Annotated in this window: 21 protein-coding genes; 1 reads left to right on the top strand and 20 read right to left on the bottom strand. The window is 47.5% G+C overall.

Annotated elements, in window-relative coordinates; genetic code table 11:
• Window positions 1–197 precede the first annotated feature (197 nt).
• The 3 genes from mfd to BTV99_RS02315 form a co-directional block, all read right to left on the bottom strand.
• Window positions 198–3,881, bottom strand: coding sequence for a transcription-repair coupling factor (gene mfd, locus BTV99_RS02325; RefSeq protein WP_075100707.1), 3,684 nt, complete (start codon window positions 3,879–3,881; stop codon window positions 198–200).
• 165 nt (window positions 3,882–4,046) lie between these two features.
• Complete coding sequence (gene rraA, locus BTV99_RS02320; protein ID WP_075100779.1) at window positions 4,047–4,562, bottom strand: ribonuclease E activity regulator RraA; 516 nt, start codon at window positions 4,560–4,562, stop codon at window positions 4,047–4,049.
• 99 nt (window positions 4,563–4,661) lie between these two features.
• Entirely contained in the window at window positions 4,662–5,363 is a 702-nt protein-coding gene (locus BTV99_RS02315; protein ID WP_075100706.1) for an NAD-dependent epimerase/dehydratase family protein, read from the bottom strand.
• Between the two features lie 509 nt (window positions 5,364–5,872).
• On the opposite strand from BTV99_RS02315, the gene rpsT reads away from it, so the two are divergent.
• The gene (rpsT, locus tag BTV99_RS02310; protein WP_010200097.1) at window positions 5,873–6,139 is read left to right on the top strand and encodes a 30S ribosomal protein S20; all 267 of its coding nucleotides are present in this window, start codon (window positions 5,873–5,875) and stop codon (window positions 6,137–6,139) included.
• A gap of 164 nt (window positions 6,140–6,303) precedes the next feature.
• On the opposite strand, the gene BTV99_RS02305 is transcribed toward rpsT, so the two are convergent.
• From BTV99_RS02305 to BTV99_RS02225, 17 genes are all read right to left on the bottom strand, one after another.
• Complete coding sequence (locus tag BTV99_RS02305) at window positions 6,304–7,140, bottom strand: histidine phosphatase family protein (RefSeq protein WP_075100705.1); 837 nt, start codon at window positions 7,138–7,140, stop codon at window positions 6,304–6,306.
• Between the two features lie 126 nt (window positions 7,141–7,266).
• Window positions 7,267–8,064, bottom strand: coding sequence for a metallophosphoesterase (locus tag BTV99_RS02300; protein WP_075100704.1), 798 nt, complete (start codon window positions 8,062–8,064; stop codon window positions 7,267–7,269).
• A 183-nt stretch (window positions 8,065–8,247) separates the two neighbouring features.
• Entirely contained in the window at window positions 8,248–8,946 is a 699-nt protein-coding gene (pyrF, locus tag BTV99_RS02295) for an orotidine-5'-phosphate decarboxylase (protein WP_075100703.1), read from the bottom strand.
• Between the two features lie 129 nt (window positions 8,947–9,075).
• Window positions 9,076–9,480 (bottom strand): lipopolysaccharide assembly protein LapA domain-containing protein, encoded by a 405-nt coding sequence (locus BTV99_RS02290; protein WP_075100702.1) that lies wholly within the window; start codon window positions 9,478–9,480, stop codon window positions 9,076–9,078.
• Window positions 9,481–9,607: 127 nt separating this feature from the next.
• Complete coding sequence (locus BTV99_RS02285; protein ID WP_075100701.1) at window positions 9,608–9,913, bottom strand: integration host factor subunit beta; 306 nt, start codon at window positions 9,911–9,913, stop codon at window positions 9,608–9,610.
• Between the two features lie 353 nt (window positions 9,914–10,266).
• A complete protein-coding gene (rpsA, locus tag BTV99_RS02280) occupies window positions 10,267–11,946 on the bottom strand; it encodes a 30S ribosomal protein S1 (RefSeq protein WP_075100700.1) in 1,680 nt (559 codons plus the stop codon).
• 302 nt (window positions 11,947–12,248) lie between these two features.
• Entirely contained in the window at window positions 12,249–13,028 is a 780-nt protein-coding gene (cmk, locus tag BTV99_RS02275; protein ID WP_075100778.1) for a (d)CMP kinase, read from the bottom strand.
• Between the two features lie 199 nt (window positions 13,029–13,227).
• Window positions 13,228–13,872, bottom strand: a complete 645-nt coding sequence (gene tadA / locus BTV99_RS02270; RefSeq protein WP_083608476.1) for a tRNA adenosine(34) deaminase TadA — start codon at window positions 13,870–13,872, stop codon at window positions 13,228–13,230.
• Window positions 13,873–13,878: 6 nt separating this feature from the next.
• The gene (locus BTV99_RS02265) at window positions 13,879–14,616 is read right to left on the bottom strand and encodes a uracil-DNA glycosylase (protein WP_075100699.1); all 738 of its coding nucleotides are present in this window, start codon (window positions 14,614–14,616) and stop codon (window positions 13,879–13,881) included.
• Window positions 14,617–14,826: 210 nt separating this feature from the next.
• Window positions 14,827–17,382 carry an ATP-dependent Clp protease ATP-binding subunit ClpA gene (gene clpA / locus BTV99_RS02260; RefSeq protein ID WP_075100698.1) on the bottom strand — a complete coding sequence of 852 codons (2,556 nt, stop codon included), beginning with the start codon at window positions 17,380–17,382 and terminating at the stop codon, window positions 14,827–14,829.
• A 630-nt stretch (window positions 17,383–18,012) separates the two neighbouring features.
• The gene (locus BTV99_RS02255) at window positions 18,013–18,423 is read right to left on the bottom strand and encodes an ATP-dependent Clp protease adaptor ClpS (protein ID WP_075100697.1); all 411 of its coding nucleotides are present in this window, start codon (window positions 18,421–18,423) and stop codon (window positions 18,013–18,015) included.
• Window positions 18,424–18,537: 114 nt separating this feature from the next.
• On the bottom strand, window positions 18,538–19,413 hold the full coding sequence (locus BTV99_RS02250) for a hypothetical protein (protein ID WP_075100696.1): 876 nt from the start codon (window positions 19,411–19,413) through the stop codon (window positions 18,538–18,540).
• 113 nt (window positions 19,414–19,526) lie between these two features.
• Entirely contained in the window at window positions 19,527–20,594 is a 1,068-nt protein-coding gene (gene argC / locus BTV99_RS02245; protein WP_075100695.1) for an N-acetyl-gamma-glutamyl-phosphate reductase, read from the bottom strand.
• Window positions 20,595–20,773: 179 nt separating this feature from the next.
• The gene (hemE, locus tag BTV99_RS02240) at window positions 20,774–21,910 is read right to left on the bottom strand and encodes a uroporphyrinogen decarboxylase (protein WP_075100694.1); all 1,137 of its coding nucleotides are present in this window, start codon (window positions 21,908–21,910) and stop codon (window positions 20,774–20,776) included.
• A gap of 278 nt (window positions 21,911–22,188) precedes the next feature.
• Window positions 22,189–23,361, bottom strand: coding sequence for a glutamate 5-kinase (proB, locus tag BTV99_RS02235; protein WP_075100693.1), 1,173 nt, complete (start codon window positions 23,359–23,361; stop codon window positions 22,189–22,191).
• A 78-nt stretch (window positions 23,362–23,439) separates the two neighbouring features.
• Window positions 23,440–24,648: an Obg family GTPase CgtA gene (cgtA, locus tag BTV99_RS02230; RefSeq protein WP_075100692.1), complete on the bottom strand. Its 1,209-nt coding sequence runs from the start codon at window positions 24,646–24,648 to the stop codon at window positions 23,440–23,442.
• Window positions 24,649–24,938: 290 nt separating this feature from the next.
• The gene (locus tag BTV99_RS02225) at window positions 24,939–26,384 is read right to left on the bottom strand and encodes a glyceraldehyde-3-phosphate dehydrogenase (protein WP_075100691.1); all 1,446 of its coding nucleotides are present in this window, start codon (window positions 26,382–26,384) and stop codon (window positions 24,939–24,941) included.
• Window positions 26,385–26,442: the final 58 nt, after the last annotated feature.

The raw sequence follows: 26,442 nt of genomic DNA, 5'->3' as shown, positions 1-26,442 counted from the left end.
GATAATACTTAGATACTAAAAATAAGGGTGGCCAAGACCTATCGGACGTTATAGGTCATAGAGCAGACACAGAGTATCTGCTATTTTATCAGTTATCCAGTAGATAAAATAGCGCCTTGATAGATTGGCTGCTGTTTTACTGTGCTGCTGCCTAATAGATGCGGCGCTTGATATGATGATTGACGTCACTCGAAGTGCTAAGCAGGCTCTGCTACCATATGCTCGCTAAAGTAGCGTAGCAACTCCTCAAGCACAGTCACGCGTTGCTGCGGCGTGGCCAGCTTATTGGCATCTTGATAGCGAATGCCAGAGGCGCCATTCATCCGGTAGCGCTGTCCATCTTTTTGAATAAGCTGGATAATTGCCAAGGCGTCAACTGGCGTATCAGGGGCAAACTCTAACGTCATGCTGCTACTATTGGCATCGATTTTGTTGATCTTCAATGGCTCGGCCTGTATGCGCAGTCTATGGATGGCAAATAAATGCTTGGTCTGATCTGGCAGTGTGCCAAAACGATCAATCATTTCGGTACGGATATCGGTGAGCGCCTCAAAATCATCAGCATTACTGATGCGCTTATAAAATAGCAAACGCTGATGCACATCATGCAAGTATTCTTCTGGTATCAGCGCTGAGCTGTGCAGATTGATCTCACTGGTAAGTGACAATGGGGTATTCAAATCAGGCTCTTTGCCCGCCTTGATGGCCTTTGTCGCACGCTCTAGCATATCCATATACAAGCTAAAGCCAATGGCTTGCATGTTACCGCTTTGCTGCTTGCCCAGTATCTCACCTGCCCCGCGAATCTCCAAATCCTCACTCGCCAGCATAAAGCCTGCACCCAATGTATTGGCGCGTTCGATGGCGTGCAGACGGCGCTTGGCATCGCCTTTTAAGCCTTTGATAGATGGCACGAGCAAGTAGCAATACGCCTGATGATGACTACGGCCTACGCGGCCTCGCAGCTGATGCAGCTGCGCCAGACCAAACTTATCCGCGCGCTCAATGATGATAGTATTGGCATTTGGTACGTCGATACCGGTCTCGATGATGGTCGAACACACCAGCACATTGAACTTTTTATGATAAAACTGCTCCATAATCTGCTCAAGCTGGCGCTCTTGCATCTGCCCATGCGCGACCCCCACTCTAGCCTCGGGCACCAGCTCACGTATCGTCTCTGCCATGCGCTCAATGCTCGCCACATCATTATGCAGCAAGTAGACTTGCCCGCCGCGTAATAGCTCACGCAAGATAGCCTCTTTCATCAAGGCATCGGTCTTTTGCATAACAAAGGTTTTGATCGCCAGACGACGAGCAGGCGGCGTGGCGATAATCGACATATCACGCATGCCAGATAGTGCCATATTAAGCGTACGCGGAATCGGCGTCGCTGTCATCGACATACTGTCTACATCGGTCTGAATGGCTTTGATACGCTCTTTATGGCGTACACCAAAGCGGTGCTCTTCATCAACGATCATCAGTCCCAAATTGGCAAACTTTACATCCGGCTGCAACAGTTTATGGGTACCGATGACGATATCCACCTTACCCGCGGCAAGGTCTGCCAATACCGTCTCTTGATGTTTTTTGCCACCAAAACGCGATAATGTCTCGATACGTACTGGCCAATCGGCAAAACGGTCGCGAAAATTGTCTTCGTGCTGACCTGCCAGCAGCGTCGTTGGCACCAATACCGCCACTTGATAACCGGCACTGACCGCAATGAACGCCGCGCGCATCGCCACTTCTGTCTTGCCAAAACCCACATCACCGCAAATGAGGCGATCCATCGGCTGGTTTTGTCTCATGTCCTCCATCACCGCATGGATAGCATTGGCCTGATCGGCGGTCTCTTCAAAGGCAAACTGACTGGCAAACAGCTCGTATTGTGAAGGGTCAATCTTGAAATGAATACCGACTTTGGCCTCACGCCTTGCTTGCATATTGAGCAGCTCGGCGGCGACATCATGGATTTGCTCCAGCGCTTTTTGTTTGGCTTTGTCCCACTTGCCGCTACCTATTTTATGGAGTGGTGCAAGCGCGGGGTCACCACCGCTGTAGCGGCTGATCATTTGTAAATTGGCAACGGGTACATAAATACTGGCGTCGTCCGCGTATTTTAGATGAATAAACTCTTGCTCGCCATCGCCCACATCTAAGGTAATCAGCCCATTATAGCGGCCGATACCATGCTCGATATGCACCACTGGGCTGCCTTCGGTAATCTCTGTGACGCTTTTGACCAAAAACTCTTCTGACACCCCACTTTGGCGACGGCGACGTGTTTGTAGCACTTGCCTACCAAACAGCTGAGTCTCACTGATCACCACCAGGCGCTCAGGAATATACACCCCGCGCTCGATAGGCGCCACCGTAAGCCCTACCTGCGGCAAGTTATTGTCATTAAGGGTTGTGACCTTATCAGCGGCCAAAAATGCTTCAAAGCTATCATACGCTTTGGTATCTACCTTACCCTTAAACAGCTCTATCAAAATCTCACGGCGCCCTGCTGTTTCGGCAACGATCAGCACCGGCGTCGCTGTTTGTGCTTGCTGTAGCAAAAACTCTAGCAAATCGGCCAATGGTTCTGCTTTTTGGTGATTGACCGCCAGCTGCGGCGGTTGTTGCGCCGTGAGTGTGACCAACCCTTGCCGATTAGAGGCAGCCTGTGCGGTCGATGAGGCATCATTGTCTATCGCCGCGCGCGTCTCATGCGCACTGAGCATCACTCGCGGATAGTGGTTAAGATGCTCGTTTAAGGTATTTGATAATAAATATAACAATTCTGGGGCGACAATAGGTTTGTCGATATCGTGCCTGCGCTCTTCATAACGGCGCTGAATCTGCGACCAATAATCCGCTTGTGTTTCGTGGATTCGCTCATCGATGATAAACAGAGCGTCATCTGGCAAATAAGCAAACAAGCTGCTGTCAGCTTGCCAGTCATCCAAATCAAAAAACAATGGCTGATAGTACTCAAGCCCGCTACTGGCGATACCCGCCATCACATCTTTATGCAGCTCAGACTTACGACTGCTGGTATTGGGAAACATCGCTGCAAAGTTGGTCCGAAACGTCTCGCGCCCTTCATCGAGCGGAAACTCTTTGGCAGGTAGTATCTGAAACTGCTGAATAGGTTTTGAGATATCAGGCAGTTTATGCAGTAGCGACAGTGACTCTTTGCCGATGCTACTGTCGTTACCACTCATCATATTTTTTAGATCGTCGACGGTCAGCGTACGCTGCGTCTGCGGATTAAAAAAGCGAATGGTTTCGATTTCATCATCAAACAAGTCTAAACGTAGCGGAAATGGCTGCCCCATGGCAAAGATATCGACAATACTACCGCGTACCGCAAACTCGCCTGGCTCAAAGACGTTTTCGACCGCACGGTAGCCTGCCTTTGCAAGCAGCTCGCGCTGGGTATTGATATCAAAGCGATCACCGACACTCAAATCAAAATGCTGCCCTATCAGCCAGCTTGGCGGGGCGACCCGGTGCATGAGCGCCTGCACCGAGATGAGCAGCACGCCTTTAGTGGGCATATCGGTCAATAGGTTGATACGCTCGCTGACGATGTCTTGATGCGGGGACAGCTCATCGTAGGTCAGCGTCTCCCAATCAGGAAACACATAGGCATCGACGCCGCAAAACGCCAGCTCGGTTTCTATCTGATTGAGCTGGTTTTGATCGCGCGTTACCACTACTTTTAGACGCTCGGACACGTCCCATACCAGCGCTTGCATCAAGCTTGCCAGCCATAGACTACTAACCGCACCATAAACAGGGGTCAGCCAGCGCCGCTCGGCATGAGCGATAGGAAACAACTGCTGGTTAATAGGATCGAACGCGTCAGTCAAAGCAGTGATAGGCATAGAGGATAAGATCAAAGTTAAGAGTCAGAAAGCTATTATACGAATATTTATGCAATTACCAAAATTTATGCCGTAACGGTTTGTCACTCAGCACATCACGCACAAAAACCTCAACGCTTAAGCCGAGGTTTTATATTAATGGTTGGACTAGGCTTGGCAGTCGGCTTAAAGCAGAGGCTTGTCGCTCGCGATAATGCCGTTATTGTCTGCATAGACAAACATGCCTGAATTTAGGGTCAAATCCCCAAAGCTAATCTCGAGATCGGTTTGACCTTCATCACGGCGCGTCGATTTACGCGGGATACAGCCAAGCGCCATGACACCGATATCCATCTGTGCCATATCATCGACATCACGGACACAGCCGTACACGATGACCCCAGCCCAACCATTATCAATCGCCGACTGAGCAATCATATCGCCGAGCAGCGCACAGCGCATCGAGCCACCACCATCGACCACCAGTACCTTTCCATTGCCCTTATTGTCTTTACCATCGCTGTTTAATAGCGATTTGACGCGGCTGTTGTCTTCAAAACACTTAACCGTCACAATCTCACCGCAAAACCGATCTTTGCCACCAAAGCTATAAAACGACTTACCTTCGATATTTGGCAGACACACTTGCGACTCAGGATTGGCATCCAATAAATCACACGTCACAAAATTGTCTTGGTTCATGGTAGGCTCTGCTGCTGCGTTTGACATGAGTACACTCCTTGTTCGTTGTTGGCTAGAATTAAACGGTATAAAAAGTATGATTGGTGTTTTTTACTGAGGCTATTTTTTGACTTTGGTCATTGCCAGCATTTGTTTATTTTCGATGATATCTGTGGTGGTAATCGCAGGCTCACGGCGGTACTTACTACGCTCGTAGATATCATGGGCGCTCATGGCCATGGCGCTAGCAACACGTTTTGCAGAAATAGGATGCAGGGGTAATGACTCCGGCACCAAAGGCGAGACGAGCTTAAAGGCTTTTTGACCTAGGCTCTCAAGCGGGCGACCTTTGTGCTTACCGAGCAACAACGATGGCCGAAAAATCACCAAATGGGCAAAGTTTAGCGCCATGATGGACTGCTCGGTCTCCGCCTTGACTCGGTTGTATAAAAACCGACTGTCGATATCAGCATTCATCGCAGACAATAAAAAGAAGTTTTCTACCCCTTTCTCGCGGCACAGCGTAGCAAACGTCACATTGTAGTCATGATCCACTTTATGAAAGGCTTCATCACTGCCAGCTTGCTTTTTGGTCGTACCAAGACAGCTAAAAGCATCGGTGCTGCGATCAGCGCCGACACTGGCAAACACCTCAGCCAAGTTGTCAAAATCATTGACTTGATAAAACCTCATGCTAGCATTGATATAGCGTGGCGGACGCCGTGCAATCACAATCAACGTGTCATAAAGCTCACTCAGCTGCTTGACAAGATATTGCCCTACCAATCCTGTCGCGCCAATCACAATTGCTTTTCGCTGCATATCTTATCCATTCGTATCGTATGAGATATGAGAGCACTCTTATACAAAGCATTCTCTTTATTTATCGTAGTCGCTTATCCGCCAGCATATCTGGGCGCTATTTTAACTTACCGCTTGCGTATCATACCTAAAATCACTCGGCGGTGAGGGTATTATAGCGAATTTATTGTAAGAGATTTTATCCGTCAAGCCTTTTACTGGCCGCAACCTTTGAGAGTAGATACATGAAAAAACCGAATATTGATAAAATAGCATAACTTCTTTACCGATTAACCATCAAATATATTGTCCTAAGCGCAATAATTTGCTAAGATAACCGGCTTTACACGTCAACGCTGTTTAATTATTCCAAACAGTTCTGACGCTTGCGATGACTACCGATATTAGATACTTTAGTATTGGACATCGACATCATGTTTGACGAGACGGCTGCTCGTCACCGATGATTGTTAAACCCATTATTGCAATCAACATTCATATTTTTATCTGTCTTTATCAAGGAGATACGCGTGGCTAATACTGCACAAGCTCGTAAACGCGCCCGTCAAAACACCAAACGTCGTCAGAACTCTGCGTCACAACGCTCTATGGTTCGTACTTACTTAAAACGTGTTGATGCGGCTATCGCAGCTAAAGATTATGACGCGGCTACCGAAGCTTACAAAAAAGCGGTACCTGTTCTTGATCGTATGGCTGACAAAGGTATTATTCATAAGAATAAAGCTGCTCGTCGTAAGAGCCGCCTAAACAAAACCATCAAAGGCTTACAAGCTTAAGATAGGTCGCGTTTAGACCGCATCACTCTGTTTGGGTGATGATCAAAACCTTGTCATTAGCTCTTATGCTGAGGCAAGGTTTTTTTATGCCCAAAAACCATAAAAACAATGCCTCGTTTATAGGGCGTGTTGAACATTCAACCATGGCACTGCTGATGCTAAGCTTAGTCCCACCTCACCTCTGGTGGCAACAGCAATGTATTTGGATGAAACCCTGCTGCACGGTACCCTTCTAACAACGTCGCAATCGGCCGTATATAGACCTCACCGCGCCAGACGAAGTGGGCACTGGCTTGTTCAAATGGCTTATCATCAAACCACAAAAACACCCCTTCCATCATCTTTGGCCAATCATTCCAATCAATCTCTACCACATCAAACATCACCGCCAAAAATGCTGACAGCAACGTATCGTGACTGACCGCCAGCATAAGATGCCCAGACTGCGGCTGATGCTGATAAAAAAGCGACAAGATATCCAAGCCACCCTGATACGCATTTTTGGTGCCAGCAAGATTGCCTTGTAAAAAACGATTGATAAAGTTGAGCACGCCGATTTCTTTAAATACTGGATTGGCAACCTCAGGGTCAGTGACGAGGCTACCAGGCTCTACCAACAGCGACTGGTGCATGATGTCACGCTGTAACCCTGCACCTGCTTGCATAAGCTGCGCGGTATCAATACAGCGGCCGATAGGGCTTGAGATGCTATCCACGTCTAGAGAGTATGGCAGATGACCTGCCAACCAGCGCCCCCAAGACTTGGCCAAGACGCGACCTTTAGGAGTCAATGGCAACTGATAACTGGCAAAGCCATTACCGTCAGAGCGCTCTCGCAGGGAGTGTCTGGTAAATAAAATCAGGCGCTTGTCTTCAGGCAACAAGCTTACTGAAGAGATCATACTATCAGGCAGGTGCGACGGCGCGGGCGCGCTTGGCGTATGACTGGCACGCCTTTCTGCAGATAGTTTCGATAAAGTGTTGTGGAAGTATTTGCTCATGCCAGCAAGCGTAGCAGATTTTTTGTGAAGAATGAACAAAATATAAATTCAGTTGCAAATAAGCAAAACCGAAATGAAAACCGCCCAGCACTGCTATGCGCTTTATCTCAAGCGAGAGTATGCTATCTAATCAAGCTCAATCACTTTATCCCAAGCAAATGCTATCTCGGTACTACTGACTTCGTTGGGATACGCACGTGGATTGACAACCACTCGGGTACGACCAATACGATAATCAAAGGCTTCATGGGTATGGCCATGCACCCATAGCGCTGGTGCCCATTCCTCCTGCATCCAGCTTGACAAGTCACTCACAAACGCAGCATTACTGGGTAGACTGGCATATTTCTCAGATACCGACAACGGGCTGATGCTGTGGTGGCTCATGACGATGGTCTTTTTGCCAAGCGATTGAGCGGTTTTTAATGCTTGCTGTAGCCATTGACGCTGCTTAGCATGCAGTTGCATGGACACCTCAGGGGAAAACAACTCGCTACCGGCATAGATTTGTTTATAGTCACGCATAAAACGCTTGGCCGCTGCCATGGTTTCTTCATTGGCCTGATACTGATAATCCGTCCATAAGGTGCAGCCCAAGATACGTACGTCTCCAATATCGATGTGTTGACACTGTAAAACCCGCACGCCTTGCTGCGACTTGGCATCATAGTTATCCCAAATGGCCAGCTTTTTATCAAAATGCAGCACGTCTTCATTGAAGTATTCATGATTGCCTGCGATGGTGATCAGAGGTACCTGCAGACGGGCCGCTTGCGCTTGTAACCACGGCATACCGCTGTCGCTATTGGCCGTATCGCCTGCGACCAGCACCACGTCGGCATCAGTCTTGGGGATATGCCCCATCGGATGCGACTGACGTGCATAGCTATCAATATGCAGGTCACTTAAAATCTGTAATTTCATATCTTCCAATAGTGTCTTAGGACATCAAGGACAAAAATCAATCAGACGATGCATAGAAGCATAGCGTATTTTTTGTCATAGATATCAACATAAATTTTAAGTAGTGTAGCACCTTTTTATCTACCCGCAAAAAGCAAAAAGACAGCGGCTTAGGCTGTCTCTTTTCTTTGTCTTTGACTTAGGCTAGATACCCTCAAGTATCCGTTGCAGCTTGGCCGCTGGGTCGGCCGCCTGCGTGATAGAACGTCCGATCACCAGATAGTCAGCACCATCTTGTAGCGCTTGGGCAGGCGTACAGATGCGTTTTTGGTCGTCAGCATTGTCCTCAGCGAGGCGAATACCAGGCGTCACCAGCTTAAAATCTTGACCACATAGCGCCTTTAGGCTCTGGGCTTCTCGTGCTGAGCAGACCACGCCATCGAGACCTGCTTGCTTGGTCAGCTGTGCTAGGCGACTGACTTGTGTATCCAGCCCATCGGTAATACCCGTCTGCGTCAATGCTTGATTGTCCATAGAAGTCAGTACCGTGACCGCAATCAGCAAGGTATCTAAGTTATTTTCCAACAAGCGCTGTTTGGCAAGCGACATCGCCTCTAAGCCTGCGCTCGCATGCACATTGACCATCCACACACCCAAATCAGCCGCCGCGAGTACCGCCTGTGCCGTAGTATTAGGGATATCATGAAATTTAAGATCTAAAAACACTTCAAAATCACGTTGGTGCAGTACCTTGATGATATCAGGGCCACAACGCGTAAACAGCTCTTTGCCTACCTTTAAACGGCACAGCGCTGGATCGAGCTTGTCAGCCAACGCGAGCGACGCTTCCATTGTCATATTGTCTAAGGCGACAACGACAGGAGATTTGATTGCATTATTCATAGTGTTGCCACATTTATATCGAAGTTAAAAAAACCAAACAGCGACCAAACGGATGGCTACCAACTCACCTGTCTCGCAAGTTTGTATCATAAGGTGCCTAGCTGACGCTCTCTTCAGACTTAGTCAGATTTAGTCACGTTTTTGTTTGGTCAGTGTCGCCGCTTCATCTTTAGCGGCGTGATTATCGTGCACGTTGGTCGCTGTCGAACCATACACTGCCTCTTCTACCGAAGGCGCAGTCGCTTGACGATCGATGACCACATTGGCTTGCGTCAGTTGTTCTTGCAGATTGGTATTGGCTTTTTGTAGACGTGAGATTTCCCATTTGTTTTGTAAAACACGAAAGAGCAGCAGCGCCAGTAGCATACCAATCACAATACCTAGTATCAGACATAAGATCAGTAATAAGCCCAAATTCATCGTCGGCGCTTGTGAAAACAGTAAATTTACGCCAACCTCGGTATTATTGGCCAATACCAACCCTAATGAATACGCGAAGCTTAAAAACAGTAGTACAAACAGTAAAAAGCGCATAAGACATATACCTTGGTTTGATGGGTTGCAAAGGACTCAAAGACCACGTTTTGTCACAAACAGCGATGCTACTTTTCACGCTACTGTTAATGAATACTACCCAACGCTGCCATGATGATCGTATTATCTATCCATTAGCCACTTTGTCATTGACCGCTTCGCGCAGGGCTTTGCCTGGCTTGAAATGCGGAATGGCTTTGGCAGGTACTGGTACGCTCTCCCCAGTCTTAGGATTGCGGCCCATACGGGCACGGCGATGATGTAAACAAAAGCTACCAAACCCACGTACTTCTACTCGGCCATCATTGGCCAGTGTATCGGTCATTAAGTTTAATATTTCACGCACTGCATCATCGACCACGCTATCAGTCATATTGTCACAGTTCGCACTCAAATTACTAATAAATTCAGACTTATTAATCGCTTGCTGCATCGTTACGCTTGCCTTGTTAATTGATGGATAAGATGATTGTAAACCAAGTTACTATTTTTTAAAGGTTTTTAAAGGTTTTAACCCTTCATATAGCCGTATAAGACCATACTGAAAATCGAAACAAAAAGCAAAATACCGGTCAGTAGTGCTAATACAGCTCTCATCAGTAAGCAGTGATTTACATCTCGTTACTCAATGTTGCAAATGATAGCGGATATTATCATAAATGGAAATAAGAGTTTGCTTTGTTTCCGCAAAAACCTTGAAGATGTAACGCATACCAAATACTCAATCATAAAAAAAGCGACCGAAGTCGCTTTTTTTATATTACTTTTAGATCAATAACTTGTCGCTTACTGCATTTGCTCTTTGATCAAATCACCAATGGTTTTTGGTTGAGCATCAGCTGCTTGTGGCGCATTGCTACCTAGATCTTTGATCGCTTGACGCTCTTCAGCTTCGTCTTTTGCTTTGATAGACAAGTTGATGTTGCGAGTCTTACGATCCACACTGATGATCTTCGCTTCAACGTCATCACCAACGCTTAGATGCTTGGTGGCATCTTCGACACGGTCACGCTGAATCTCAGAGGCACGTAAGTACGCTTCAACTTCATCAGCAAGCTCGATAGTAGCGCCTTTAGCGTCTACTTCTTTTACTTTACCATTGACGATAGCACCGCGGTCATTGGCGACTAGGTATTCGTTAAATGGATCTGAGCTTAACTGCTTCACGCCTAGGCTGATACGGTTCGCTTCTGCATCTACAGACAATACCATTGCTTCTACAGTGTCGCCTTTGTTGTAGTTGCGGATTGCTTCTTCGCCCGTTTCGTTCCAAGAGATATCAGACAAGTGAACCAGACCATCGATACCGCCGTCTAGACCGATAAAGATACCAAAGTCAGTGATTGACTTGATAGTACCAGTGATTTTATCGCCACGCTCATGTTTCTTATCAAACTCTTCCCATGGGTTTGCTAGGGTTTGCTTGATACCCAAGCTGATACGACGACGCTCTTCATCAATATCTAGGATCATCACGTCAACTTCGTCACCCACTTGTACAACTTTTGATGGGTGGATGTTTTTGTTGGTGTGATCCATCTCTGATACGTGTACTAGACCTTCGATACCTTCAGAGATTTCAGCGAAGCAACCGTAATCAGTTAGGTTGGTAACGCGAGCTTTAACAATACTACCGACTGGGTAAGTACCGCCAACGTTGTCCCAAGGATCGGTACCAAGTTGTTTTAGACCTAGGCTTACGCGGTTGCGCTCACGGTCAAACTTCAATACTTTAACTTTTAGGTCTTGACCGACTTCAACCACCTCAGATGGGTGCTTGATACGGCGCCATGCCATGTCAGTGATGTGTAGCAGGCCATCGATACCACCAAGATCAACGAACGCACCGTAATCAGTTAGGTTTTTGACGATACCTTCGATCTCGATACCTTCTTCAAGCTTGTTCAATAGCTCTTCGCGCTCAGCTGAGTTTTCAGCTTCCATTACTGCGCGGCGGCTAACCACAACGTTGTTACGTTTTTGGTCAAGTTTGATGACTTTGAATTCTAGCTCTTTGCCTTCAAGATGTGTGGTGTCACGAATCGGACGTACATCAACCAATGAGCCTGGTAAGAACGCGCGTACTGAACCCACGTCTACAGTAAAACCACCTTTTACTTTGCTAGAAATGATACCTTTTACGATCTCATCGTTATCATAGATTTTTTCAAGGACATTCCACGTCTCGACGCGCTTGGCTTTTTCGCGTGATAGTAGGGTTTGACCCATACCATTATCAACCGCTTCAACCACGACATCAACGCTATCGCCAACTTCAACTTCAAGTTCGCCTTCTTCGCTTAAAAACTCTTCACGAGCGACGATACCTTCAGATTTAAGACCAGTATCTACTGTGATCCAATCGCTATCGATGGCCACAACAGTACCTGTAATAACCGAGCCACGCTCGATATCCAGACCCTGCTCTTCAATGCTCGCTTCAAATAGTTCAGCAAATGATTCCATTATGTCTACCTTTGTATAGCCGTATCCTGTCCAGCACAGTACGGATCAAATTTATGATTGCATAAAACGAGAATACTGGTTTTATATCTTATGCAGTCATATAAAAAACCTTTGTTGCTAATAAGCGAGCATCTCATCACACTCATTAGCAACAACTGTCTTTACTACCCGCTCACATTTTTACTATTGCTCCAATGTTGGCTTTGGCTTATTGCACATCTCTACTTATACAATTTTATACTAAAACCAAAGCCTGTAGCAAATTTTTTGGTAGTGAGTTGGTAGTTACTGTATTGTTTTTATTAATTATTAAAACAAATACCTTTGTCCTGACAGTATTTTTTGACTTGTTCATATACGCTGTCGGCATCCAGACATGAACTGTCCAGCAATAAAGCGTCTTTGGCAGGCTTCGATGGTGCCGTCGCGCGGTTTTCATCACGCTCGTCACGCGCTTTGATCGTTGCCAAAATCGCCTCAAAATCTGCGGTTTGCCCTGCACTTAATAGCTGCGTGACACGGCGCTCAGCACGCGCTTTGGCACTGGCTGTCAAGTATACCTTAACATCCGCATCAGGGAATACCACCGTTCCCATATCACGGCCGTCAGCGACCAGCCCTGAGCGACTGGCCATTTTTTGCTGTAGCGTGAGCAGCGCCTGACGCACTTTAGGGAATACCGCGATCTTTGAGGCATAGCCACCAACGGTTTCGTTACGTACTTGCTCGCCAACGGCATCGCCATTGACGATGATATCTACGCGGCCTGATGCCTCATTGGGCACAAACACGATATCTAAACCTTGGGTTAATGTCAGTACTGCCTGCTCGTCAATGTCTTGACAACCGTCGGCACCGAGCAGTCCTGCTTCAAAGGCTTTGAGCCCGACGATGCGGTATAGCGCCCCTGAGTCTAATAACTGATAACCCAGTGCTTGCGCTAAGCGCCATGTGACTGTGCCTTTACCCGCCCCGCTTGGACCATCAATACATATCACGGGATAACGCTGTACCGCTTGCTCAGAGGGATCACGGTCCTGCAAAGCATTATCAGGCGTAAAGTCAGGTGTAGAGACAGTCATCATGTTTACTCAATTATAAAAACAACATATATCGCCCACTGCTAAGGACAGCGCGATATTCACCACCTTATCAAATACTTAACAGCCATCTGATAATCGCAGCGCCAAATAGGGCGATATTATAGCAAGAAAACCCTATCATCACCATGACTGATGCTTATATTTGCAGGCAGTATATTTTGTAGATAAGCAAAAGCCCTTATTTTTTAACATCTAATTTTTTTTGCTTGGCCAGCTGACGACGCGCTCGAAAAAACCGCTTAAGTAGCTGACTGCTATGCTCACTGCACAAACCCCGTTGTACAGTAATGATATGATTATAAAAATCTTGTGCCGACAGATCCATCTGACTACCCACCATGCCAGCTCGCGGCTCATTTGCCGCATACACCAGCCGCGCCACTCGCGCATGGATTAGCGCGCCCATACACATGGTGCAAGGCTCTAAGGTCACATATAAGGTGGTGTTTGATGGCAGACGGTAGTTTTTTAGGTGGCTACAGGCATCTCTTAGAGCAACTATCTCGGCATGGGCGGTGGCATCATGTCGGCCGATTGGCTCATTAAAGCCTTTACCAATCATCTGCTGCTCATGTACCAGTATCGCGCCCACTGGCACCTCGCCCAGCTCAGCGCCGCTCTGAGCCAATGCCAATGCTTGATGCATCCACTGTACATCTTCTAGCGTCCAAAACTGCTGAGTGCTCAGCTCAAGCTGATGTCGAGCATGGCTACCAGCAGCGTCCACAGACAAGCTATCAGGGCCTGAGTGGTAACTAACCCCATCAGGCAGACAACAATGATGCGCCTGCAGTGTCTCTGCGGCAAAAAAAGGAATGGTCATAGATAGCTACTGCGGCAACTGCCAGTCAATGGGTGTACGGCCATGCTGCCGGAGATAATCATTGGTCTTCGAAAACGGCTTGGTGCCAAAAAATCCACCACGGTTTGCCGCCAGCGGCGATGGATGGACAGCGGTTAAAATCAAATGTTTATCAGCATGGATGTATTTACCTTTTTTCTGGGCTTTACTACCCCACAAAATAAACACCGTATGCTCTGTTTGTTCGTTGACCACATCGATCACTGCATCAGTAAATTGCTCCCAGCCTTGATTTTGATGACTGTTTGGTTCACCTTCTCGCACAGTCAACGCACTGTTTAACAGTAATACACCTTGCTGCGCCCAATAGGTCAAGTCCCCATGCGCTGATGGCTGAACACCGATATCATCGGCCATCTCTTTTAGCAAATTATTGAGTGACGGCGGTTTTGGAATGGCTTTGGGTACCGAAAACGACAATCCCATGGCCTGACCTGGGCGATGATAAGGGTCTTGCCCTAAGATGACCACTTTAACGCGAGATAATGGCGTGAGATTAAAGGCGTTAAACATCAGTGGCGCTGGTGGATAGATGCTATCTGGCGACTGATAAGCTTCCTTTAAAAAAGCCCGTAGGTTGTCCATATTCTCAGAAGTCAGCTCATCTGCCAAGGCCATCTTCCAGTCTTCTGGCAAACGTACTTTGTCTAAGATGGCCTTTTTTTGTGCGGCTGTTTTTGGCGCTTTTGCATCGAGAGGTTCCATACTGTGTCCTTTTTTAGTTGTTATATACGACTGGTACTTATTTTGAAATGAATTAACTATGTATAAAAGTTGGCTGGCTACTACCTACAAGACCCTTACTTTTAGTAAAGTCAATCAACATAAATAAAAATGAGATGATGAATTATAACAATAAAAAAACGGCTACCGCACGAATATGGTAACCGTTCTTATTATATTAGTAGCAAAGCCTTAGCTGGCTAATGACTCAGAATCTGGGTGTGGCTCGTGCGTCTCCACCACCGTCAGCACGATACGACTGTCTGCTGAGCCTTTATTGGCGCTCTGATCTTTTTCTAATGCGACAGCGTTCTCGTCTGTTTCATCTTGTGCCTCAGGTGCCAAGGTCAGATGTACGACCCCGCCATTGACCAAGTCACCAAACAAAATCATACTCGCAAGCGGCTTCTTGATTTCATCCTGTATCAAGCGCTGCATCGGACGAGCCCCCATTAGACGATCATAGCCTTTGTCCGCCAGATAGTCACGTACGTCATCGTCGATCTCTAATGTCACTTGTTTGTCATCGAGCTGTACTTGTAGCTCAACCAAGAACTTATCGACCACTGATACCACAACCGACGTATCTAATGGGTTGAACTGAATAATCGCATCCAAACGGTTACGGAACTCAGGGGTAAAGACCCGCTTTAACGCCTCAGTATTGTCACGGCTATGATCTTGCTGGGTAAAGCCCATGGACGAGCGGCTGATACTCTCCGCACCGACGTTGGTCGTCATGATGATAATCACCTGCTTAAAGACAGCAACGCGGCCATTATTATCCGTCAACGTACCATGGTCCATCACCTGCAGTAGCAAGTTAAAGACATCAGGGTGGGCTTTTTCGATCTCATCTAGTAGCAACACGCAATGCGGATGCTGATTGATTTTTTCGGTCAGCAAACCGCCTTGATCATAGCCAACATAGCCAGGAGGCGCGCCAATCAAACGTGATGCGGTGTGCGCTTCCATGTATTCTGACATGTCAAAACGTACCAGCTCCACGCCGAGCAGGTTGGCCAACTGACGCGATACCTCTGTCTTACCTACCCCTGTTGGGCCGGCAAACATAAACGAGCCAATCGGCTTGTCTGGCGCTTTGAGCCCAGCTCGCGACAGCTTGATGGCATCTGCCAAAGTCGTGATGGCTTCATCCTGACCAAACACCAAATGCTTGAGGTCACGGTCCAAGTGCTCCAAGATACTCTTATCATCACTGGACACCGATTTGGGCGGAATACGGGCAAGCTTAGCAATGATGGCTTCGATATCTGCCACATCGATTTTCATCGGGGCTTTTTTCACTTTAGTGGCTTGAGAGTCCTCATGAGACTTCTCGTTCGCATAGGCTTGATCATCGGCTTTGGCAGTGTTTGCCTCCGCTTGCATCTCGCTGCTATAGTCTGTATCAACATCGTCCGCTGCTGCAACTGGTGTATCAAAATCCTGCTCTAAATCAGCGATGAAGCTTTCTTCTGCCGCGACAGCATCAGCATCAGGGACGACACCCAAACGCTTATAGGCACCTGCCTCATCGATGACATCTATCGCCTTGTCTGGCAAAAAACGCTCATGGATGTGCTTGGCTGACAACTGAACTGCTGTGACCAAAGCTTCATCACTATACTCAACATTGTGAAACTCTTCGTAACGCGGTTTAAGCCCGCGTAAAATATCGATAGTATCGTCGACACTTGGCTCTTTTACGTCGATTTTTTGGAAACGACGAGAAAGAGCATGATCCTTTTCAAACACTTGACGATACTCGGTAAAGGTGGTCGAGCCGATACAGCGTAGCTCGCCGTTGGCAAGGGCAGGCTTGATCAGGTTTGAGACATCCATATTGCTACTCATCGATGACCCTGCACCGATAATCATATGAATCTCATCGATAAACAAAATCGCATTGGGCTTTTTCTTTAGTGCATCAAGCAAGGATTTCATGCGCTTCTCAAAATCACCGCGATACTTGGTGCCAGCGATGAGCGCGCCGATATCTAGACTATAAATCACGCAGCCGTTCAGTGGCTTTGGCGCTTTTTCGTTGATGATAAGCCACGCCAAACCTTCAGCGATAGAGGTCTTACCTACGCCTGGCTCGCCCACCAATAGCGGGTTGTTTTTGCGGCGACGGCATAGCACTTGTGCCGCCCGCTCAATCTCAGACGCGCGGCCGATAAGCGGATCGGTCTTACCTTCCGCGGCACGCTGGTTTAGATTGGTAGCGAACTCGACTAGCGGATCTTTGCTGGTTTTTTCTGAGGCACCGCGGCGCTCACCTGTCATCGATGCACGCGGCTCTGATGGTTCATCTTTATCTTGACCATGCGAGAGATACTGCGTCAGCTCAAGACGGCTGATGCCTTGCTTTTTGAGCAAATATACTGCATAGGTGTCGTGCTCTGAAAACATCGACACAAGAATATCCGAGCCTTCTACCAGACGGCCGCCGCCGATAGACTGTACATGAAAGATAGCACGCTGCAAGATGCGATCAAAGCTTTGGGTTGGCTGCGGGGATTGCTCGGTATCAGCATCCACCGTCGGCGTGTGCTTATTAATATAAGCCTCAAGCTCGGTGCGTAGCGCTGAAACATTGGCATTACAAGCCGTTAGGGTGTTGGCGGCATGAGTGTTTTCTAGTAGTGCCAACAATAGATGCTCAACAGTGAGATACTCATGCGATTTTTGGCGCGCAAGCGTCATTGCTAAACGCAAAGAAACTTCAAGATGACGACTTAACATAAGGACTTCCTACGGTTGTACCTATCTTTATAATTGATAGCTTTATGAATGAGTTAGTAAGTAAATCAGGGCGATAGATGGATTGTTCAAGGGCAATGGCGGCATAATTGCTTGATATCAATCAATAATGCGGACCACAACCTCCCTGTTTTGGATACCCTTACCGATAAAAAGAGTCATCTATCGACGATTAAGCCTGCGCCGAGCAGTCAAGTACAGGGCATTATGACTCATATTCGCTTTTCTTTATCTCAACACGATATTTACCCATAGTCAATCTATTAACATCGACTAAAATGTATCGAAGCATATTGCGTCAAGACAGCAAGATAGATAAACAGACAGAATGGAAAACAAACAACAAAGAGGCAGAGAGACAGAAGTAAGGTGAAGAATGGGGACGTGATAGTGAATTCATTATAAAAACAGTACAGTGAGATAAAACATCGTTTTATTATCTCACTGCTTCATGTTTTCACTGTTTCATTGAGCGACTGGATAGCCCTATATTTGAGTTACTTGGATTTGACTATGGTAATGGGGTGATGGGGGAATGACTGATAAACACCATCAACAACCAAACCTATTAATTTGAGGCTTCCGTAAAGGTGTGGGCATCAGACGTCGCTATTATCCTTCCCCTTGATGTGGTTCGATTTGGGTCAATAACGGATACCCTTCGCGGTGAGCCAGACTGTTGACTTTTTTGGCCTTAGTTTCAGCGATATCTTTCGGGTAGATGCCCGCGATACCTTTGCTACTATTATGAATAGTCAGCATAATCTCCACAGCAGCATCCATACTATGACGAAACTCCGACTGCAGGACATACACCACAAATTCCATCGGTGTGTAGTTGTCGTTGTACATGACCACCGCATACATCGGCGGCTTAGCGATTTCTGGCTCAGCCACCAGTACGTCTGCTTGCGGTGAGGTTTCCTCTTCTGTATTACCATCTTGGGCACGGTGGGCGGGCAGGTTTGGAAAGTGCCAATCGCATACCGTTGGCGCATCTTGTAGTGTCGTTTGTTTCATCATAATCAAAGTATAATTATAAGGTAAGTTTGAAGTTATAGAAGTGATAAAGGTGATAACAAGCAGGCAGACTATTATCGTCTGTTATTGATGTCGTTCTGAACAGACAGACGGCCGCTAGTCTGTCGCACTCTTTGTCTCAATCGGGCTCTCATCCACTTCAGGCAGATCCAATAAAGACAGCGGCATATTGTCCACCCTGTCGCCCAGCTTCCAATCATACAGCTGCTCTACTTGCTGATCGCCTGCTTGCAAGCTGAGTTTGACTTGTAGAGGTTTAAAGCCTGATGGCATCATAAAGCGACCGCGAATACGTACGATACCTTCTATTATATGGTTTGCCGGCTCAAGTGGCACTTCGACCAGCTCGCCATCATTGAGCAAGGTCAAAGTCGGTCTTAGACGTTTGGCTGAGCCATCCGCACTGAGCATACCAATATCAAACCCATACTCAAAAGCATTCTCAGGTAGCGGCTCAATCTTAGCCCCCAGTACTTTTAGTGGCATGCCGCCTTTTTCAGTGAGCGCCTCTGCATACACCTCATTTAGCTGCGTCAGTTGGCGATTTTCTACTGTCAGAGTTTGATGGTTTTCACGCAGTTCATGTAAGTTTGCTAAGCTAATTGCCAGCTCTTGCTTGGCAGTGGCGGCTTGATTGGTCGCAATCTTATTACTTAGACGCAAATCCTCCAGCTCTTTACTGGCCTTTTTGCTATCAATAATCGCCTGTTTGGCTTCGTTTTGCATCGAGTGAGTACCGCGCTGATAGCCAAGCTTGTGACCAAACATCAGCCCCACAATCGCGGTGACCAGAATCACCACCACAAACAAAGCCAATACCAACGACGAAGCGCCTTGCTGCGTGCGCCCGATATTGCTCGCCACGCTGGTTTTAAAAGACTGCTTCCTTTGCTCCATATCACATGGAGCAAAGGCTTGGCATGATACACATGCTGGCTGCGGGCTAAGGCGTAGTGCGATCTGAATACGCATTTAGACAGTATCTCTTAATAGTAAGGGCAAGTTAGTATAGCGGAATTTATAATCAATACCTAGCACCATAAAGGTGAATGATAAGGTGAGAAAAAAGCGAACAAAACAACACCTTAAGGGACAATGGGTGCAAAATTCAATCCCAATGACTCCTCAAGCCCAAACATGACATTCATATTTTGTACCGCTTGTCCTGCTGCTCCTTTTACGAGGTTATCCTGTACCACGATCACTGTCAGCTCAGCGCGCTCGTTGTCTTGATGTATCGCTATACGCAGACGGTTACTGGCGCGGACACTGCGGGTATCTGGATAATTGCCTTTGGGCATGACATCGATAAATGGCTCACTTGCATAAGCATTCTCGAAGGCTTGCTGCCAGTCAATAGCCGTCCCAGCCTCTGTCATCTCCATATGAATGGAGCTGAGCATACCGCGTATCATCGGCACCAAATGCGGTAAAAAACGAATGCGATGCGTAAACTGACTGCCTAGTAACTGTGCCACCCCCTGCTCGATCTCAGGCAGGTGACGATGCCCCTCAACGCTATAAGCCTTAAAATTATCTGTCGTTTCGGCATAATTGAGCGCAAGTTTTGCCTGACGTCCAGCGCCTGAGACACCAGATTTTGCATCGATGACGATACGCGGCTCGATCAGTCTATCTGCTTGGGCGTTTTGTTTTTCGATAATGGGTTTGAGACCTAAAATCGCTGTGGTAGGATAGCAACCAGGGTTGCCCACGACCAGCGCCTCGGCAAGCTTGGCACGATTGACCTCAGGTAAGCCATAAACAGCCGTTTTTAGCAGCTCAGGGCAGGCGTGCGACTGCTGATACCAGTGCTCAAAATCCGTCAAGGACTGCAAACGAAAATCAGCAGCCAAATCGATGACCTTAACGCCCGCTTGCGTGAGCGCCTCGGCCTGCTTCATCGCCACCCCATGAGGGGTCGCAAAAAACACCACATCGCACTTTTGTAACGCCCCGAGCGTATCTTCACCCAAATCACTAAAAACGATGTCTGATATACCGCGTAAGCTTGGGAATATCTCATCAGCGCGCGTACCCGCCTCGCTACGTGACGTTAGCAAATCAAGAGACACGTTGGGGTGGGCAGACAATAAGCGAATAAGCTCAATACCTGTATAGCCTGTACCGCCGACAATAGCTGCTGAAATCATAAGACATCCTTTTTTACTTGTTTTTTACTTGAGTAACATCATGCCTAAAAATAGAGTAGCCAGAAAACAAACGCAAGTATCGCTCTACTCTCATCAAGCTCGCTGACAGTACCCGTTGCAGGATTCGACTGGCGATAAGCATTTGCTCTCGCATCAAAGCATGGCTCATGCGCTATAAACTAAAGTTTATAGTCATGAACCGCATCAATAAACACCTTGGCATTGTCAGGGTTGACCCACTGCGTGATACCGTGACCTAAGTTTGCCACGTAGCCTGTTTTTTCACCATCTGCATAGGCTCTATCGAGCATCGCCGTTACTTCTGCGCGGATGGTGGCAGGCGAGCCGTACAAGGTTGCTGGATCTAAGTTGCCTTGTAGTGCTTTGCTGCTCTGTAGTTTTTTGTGCTGCTTGGTCAATTGACGCTGGCTCTCATTGAGCACTTGGCGCGCGCGATCTAGCGGCATGGTCCAGTCTAGCCCGAGTGCGTCCGCCTGACTGTCTGCTTGCACATCGAGCCACAGGCCACCGCCTTTGGTAAATAGCACCACTGGGATCTGCGGGTGACGAATCTTTAGCTCAGCGACGATACGCTTATTATAGGCATGAGAGAAGTCAACGAACTGACGATGACCAAGCGCGCCGCCCCAGCTATCAAATATCTGTAAAATCTGAGCACCAGCGATCACTTGAGCATCCAAATAATCTACCACTGCGCTAGCCAACTTATCCAATAACTGATGCAAAAACTCAGGATTGCTATACAAAAAACCTTTGGTATAACGATAGTCCTTTGAGCTGCCGCCTTCGATCATATAAGTGGCTAGTGTCCAAGGGCTACCAGAAAACCCAAATAAGGGTACTTGGCCATTTAGCGCCTGACGAATACTGGTCACCGCACGCATGACATAATCAAGCGAGTCATTCATATCTAGCACTGGTAGTCTATCAAGGTCTGCCTGCTGACGAATCGGGTACTTGAACTTTGGGCCTTCGCCTGTCTCAAAGTACAAGCCCAAACCCATCGCATCAGGAATGGTCAAAATATCGCTAAATAAAATCGCCGCATCTAAATCGTAACGACGCAGTGGCTGCAAGGTGACCTCGGTGGCACGCGCAGTGTCCTTACACAAGCTCATAAAATCGCCAGCCTCTGCTCGCGTGGCTTTATATTCTGGTAAATAACGGCCAGCTTGACGCATCATCCAAACAGGGGTGGTATCAACAGGCTCAAAGCGTAAGGCACGTAGCAATCTATCGTTTTTTAACGGCGCAAACGTTTGCTGAGCCGAATGATTATTGTCTGAAGCACTCATGTACAAATCTCCAAAACCGCACAGTATTTATATCTCTTTGCATACTGTACTGGATAAATAAAGTGAATAAAAAATGATAAACGCTGATAACGTATAGATGGCGGCATATAAATACTAAAAACCGTCTCATGAGTTGATAGGAGCGCCCAAAGCTTAAGCTTAAATGCCATTTATTATTAGGGCGTGTCCCCAATCAAATATCTATCGCTAGATATCTATCGATAAAAATAAGGACACACCTTCGTCATTAAAAATAGCGATCAGACCGCTAAATAGGATCAGACAGTCAGTGCTAGGTTGTCTCGGTGCACCATGACCACGCGCTCTTCATGATTGCCAAGTATCTTATCAAACTCCTCAGTTCGCTCACGAGCCACACGGCACGCATCACGAGATGAAAAGTTGACTTGGCCGACCGCGATACGCTCGCCTGTGTCTTGGTGCACCACTTCTACCACATCGCCTTCATCAAAATCGCCGCGTACCTCCACCACCCCGACAGGCAATAAGCTCTTATGATGCTCGACCACTGCCTTGGCCGCTCCAGCATCGACGATCAGGGTGCCTGACATGCGTAGATGGGCGGCCAGCCACTGTTTGCGGGCGATGATTTTATCTTCATCATTGGTGGTCAATAGCGTACCCACCGCCTCGCCTGAGACCACTCGAGTGATGACATCATCGATCGCACCACTGACAATCACCGTCGGACAGCCGCCCATAGCAGCAAGGCGACCGGCGCGGATCTTAGTCAGCATACCGCCGCGCCCAAGCTTGCCGCCATCACCTGCGATATCAAACAAATAATCTGCCATCGCGCGCTCTTGGCGAATCATCTTGGCATTGGGGTTGTCACGCGGATTGTCTGTAAAGACGCCTTCTTGGTCTGTGAGGATAATATACAAATCCGCATTGACCATCGCCGCTGCCATCGCGCCCAACGTGTCATTGTCACCAAACTTAATCTCGTCGATAGTGATGGTATCATTTTCATTGATGACCGGCAGGACGCGCCAGTCCAACAATTGGGTCAAGGCACCAGTGGTATTTAGGTAACGACTACGGTTGGACAAATCATCGTGCGTCAGCAAAAGCTGTGAGCTTTGGATACCGTGTTGAATCAAAGCCGACCACCAGGTCTCAATCAAACCCATCTGACCAATAGATGCACACGCTTGCAAGGCGGCAAGCTTGCGTGGTCGCTCCTCAAGGTTCATACGTACCACACCTTCGGCAACTGCACCAGAGGACACCAGCAGCACTTCCACGCCTTGCTTATGCAGCTTTGCAATTTGCTTGGCCCACTCGTAAATGGCAGTTCGATCCAGCCCTCGGCCGTTATTGGTTAATAACGATGAGCCAATCTTGACAATAACGCGCTGAATATCAAAGTTGCGAGTTTGCTTAATAAACCTTGCTTCTTCGGTCGTATTTGCTATGTCATCTGCCATATAAACTCCTGTGTCTTGTGTCAATTGATTACGGGGGTTGCTCTAAACATTTAAGTATATCAGCTTAAGCGTCATAGCTTAAGGCACATAAACCACCTCAACGCCATCTTCGTCGTCATCTAAACGATCGTCGTTGTTATCTATGCCTTCACGCGCAGCTCGGCGAGCGGCTCTATATGCTTCGCGCTGGGCTTCGGTATTTAGGCGGACTTCTTCTTCTAAACGCGCAAAACGCTCTTTTTGTGCTTCAGCAAAGATAGGGTCTTCTATCTCGCGCTCGCGCTCACGCTCAATATCGTTCATCAGGTGGTATTTGACCGCGTCCACCCCTTCTCCAGTCAAGGTAGAGGTGCGAAAGACCATACCTGTCCAGCCAAGCTCAGCCACGATATGCGTACACAGCTCGTTTAAGTCTTCCTCAGCGACCTGATCGATTTTGTTGAGTACCAAAATCTGCGGGAGGTTGGCCAGCTCAGGAGAAAAACGCTCAAGCTCATTTAAGATCACGCGGGCATTTTCTACCGGATCACTACCATCGACGGGCTTAACATCGACTAAGTGTAGCAGACGACGCGTACGAGCCACGTGCTTTAAAAAGCGAATACCCAGCCCAGCCCCTTCGGATGCGCCTTCAATCAAGCCTGGGATATCTGCCATGACAAACGAGCGATGGCGACCGATATCGACGACGCCTAAGTTTGGCACCAACGTGGTAAAGGGATAATCCGCTACTTTTGGTTTGGCAGCCGAAACCTGACGGATAAAGGTGGATTTACCCGCATTGGGCAAACCGACCAATCCCACGTCAGCGACGACTTTTAGCTCAAACTTAAGTACTTTTAACTCGCCCTCAAAACCTGAAGTTGCCTTACGCGGTGCTTGGTTGGTCGAGCTTTTGAAATGGGTATTGCCCAGACCACCATCGCCGCCCTTAGCAACCAATAGCGTCTGACCAATTTCGACCAAATCTCCTAATACTTCATCAGTCTCGGTATCGACCACCGTCGTACCGATCGGCACAGGCAGATAAATATCCTCTGAGCCTTTGCCTGAACAGTTTTTACTTTGTCCATTTTCACCGCGTTTTGCATCATAGCGGCGCGTATAGCGATAGTCCACTAGGGTGTTGGTGTTGTCATCAGCAATGACATAGACATCACCGCCGCTACCACCATCACCGCCATCAGGGCCACCACGTGGGACATATTTTTCTCGGCGAAAACTGGCGATTCCGTTACCACCGTCACCTGCTTTTACCGTTACGACGGCTTCATCAATAAATCGCATCTTACGTTCCTTAATTTACAATCCAGTCTATAACTGGGCTACAACCAGCGGCTGTATTTTAGGTTTTTGCTAGGGGGTGTTGTCATGACGACTGCCAAAGTCCTATTGTTGGTGCTTAGCACTGAGTAGTTAGCACTTAGCATTTGGTAGTTAGCACTTAGCATTTGGTAGTTAGCACTTAGCATTTGGTAGTTAGCACTTAGCCTTCATGATGACAATAACACCCGATAACCAATCGGACTATCGGGTGCTTTATATTATATTTGAGTTTGCAGCGCTTAGCTTACGTTTTATGCAGGAATTTGCGTATAGCTAATACCAGCCATCTGGGTAGCCAAACGCAAGACTTGAGTACTGTAGCCTACTTCGTTGTCATACCAGATATATACGATAGCATGATTATCAGTCAAAATAGTTGCTTGCGCATCGACGATGCCGACATGAGTGGTCCCAACAAAGTCGGTCGACACCGCTTCAGTCGAGTCTGTATAAGCGATTTGCGACTGCCAAGTGTGGCTATTGGCGATTTTGCGCATAAACGCATTTAACGCATCAGCACTCTCTGGCGCGGTTTTTAGATTTAAGTTCAAAATCGCAAGACTAACGTTGGGGGTTGGAACGCGAATGGCGTTGCCAGTTAGCTTACCACTGAGCTCCGGTAACGCTTTACCGACTGCTTTTGCAGCGCCTGTGCTGGTGATGACCATGTTCAATACTGCACTACGGCCACGGCGGTCTGATTTGTGATAGTTATCAATTAGGTTTTGATCATTGGTAAATGAGTGAATGGTCTCGACGTGACCGTTTTCGATACCGTACTCATCGTTTAGTACTTTTAGCGTTGGGGTAATAGCGTTGGTGGTACAGCTGGCTGCACTAACGATGGTATCATCGCCGACTGTGTCATTGTTGACACCATACACGACGTTTTTGATATCGCCGCCTGCTGGTGCGGTTAGGAGTACTTTTTTGACACCAGTAGATTGCAAGTGTTTACCAAGGCCATCTTCGTCTTTCCAGATACCCGTGTTGTCGATCACCAACGCATCAGCGATGCCATAAGCGGTATAATCGATGGTGCTTGGATCATTGGCATAAATCACTTGTACAAAGCGACCATTGATGATCAGGCCGTTGTTGTCTTCATCAACCGTCACGCCGCCAGCAAAACTACCATGGATAGAGTCGCGCTCTAACAACGACGCACGCTTGGCCAGATCGCCTGCTTTTGCAGGACGTACGACGATGGCTTTTAGCTGCAAGCCTTTGGCGCTAGATGCTTGTGATAATAATAGGCGAGTCAAAATACGGCCGATACGGCCAAAACCGTATAGTACCACGTCAGTGGCGCTGTTCATCGCGCCTTGCTCATGGTTGACGGCTTGCAGAGCAGCCTGTACGTCAGTGTCAGAGGCGATTAGCTGGCCGACATCGATACGAGCGGCTTGAAGGCTTTTATTTTCTGCCAAAGTTTTTACCATGGTCAAGGTGTCAGCGACCTGAATAGTCTTTGCGCCTTGCTCACGCAATGCTACTTTTTGATGCAGTGCCAATATTTGACCCACTGAGCTGGTATCTAGCGTTTCGCCGAACAAAGTCACTTGTACGTCTTGCTCATTATACAGCTTATTTAGCAGCCCCATTAGCTCAATGGCTTGTTGCTCTTGGGTATTGTAGTTGCTCAAGTGGTCTTGATGTAATTGGCGTAAGGTATCAGCGTTGCTCACGAGAAACATCCTTATGGTCAGTAATGTATGATCAGTAAAGTGTGAAGAAAAATAAATAGATGGGCAG

The organism is Psychrobacter sp. Rd 27.2, assembly GCF_001921755.1.
Taxonomy (GTDB): Bacteria; Pseudomonadota; Gammaproteobacteria; order Pseudomonadales; family Moraxellaceae; genus Psychrobacter; species Psychrobacter celer.
This window is presented reverse-complemented; position numbering and strand designations above follow the sequence as displayed.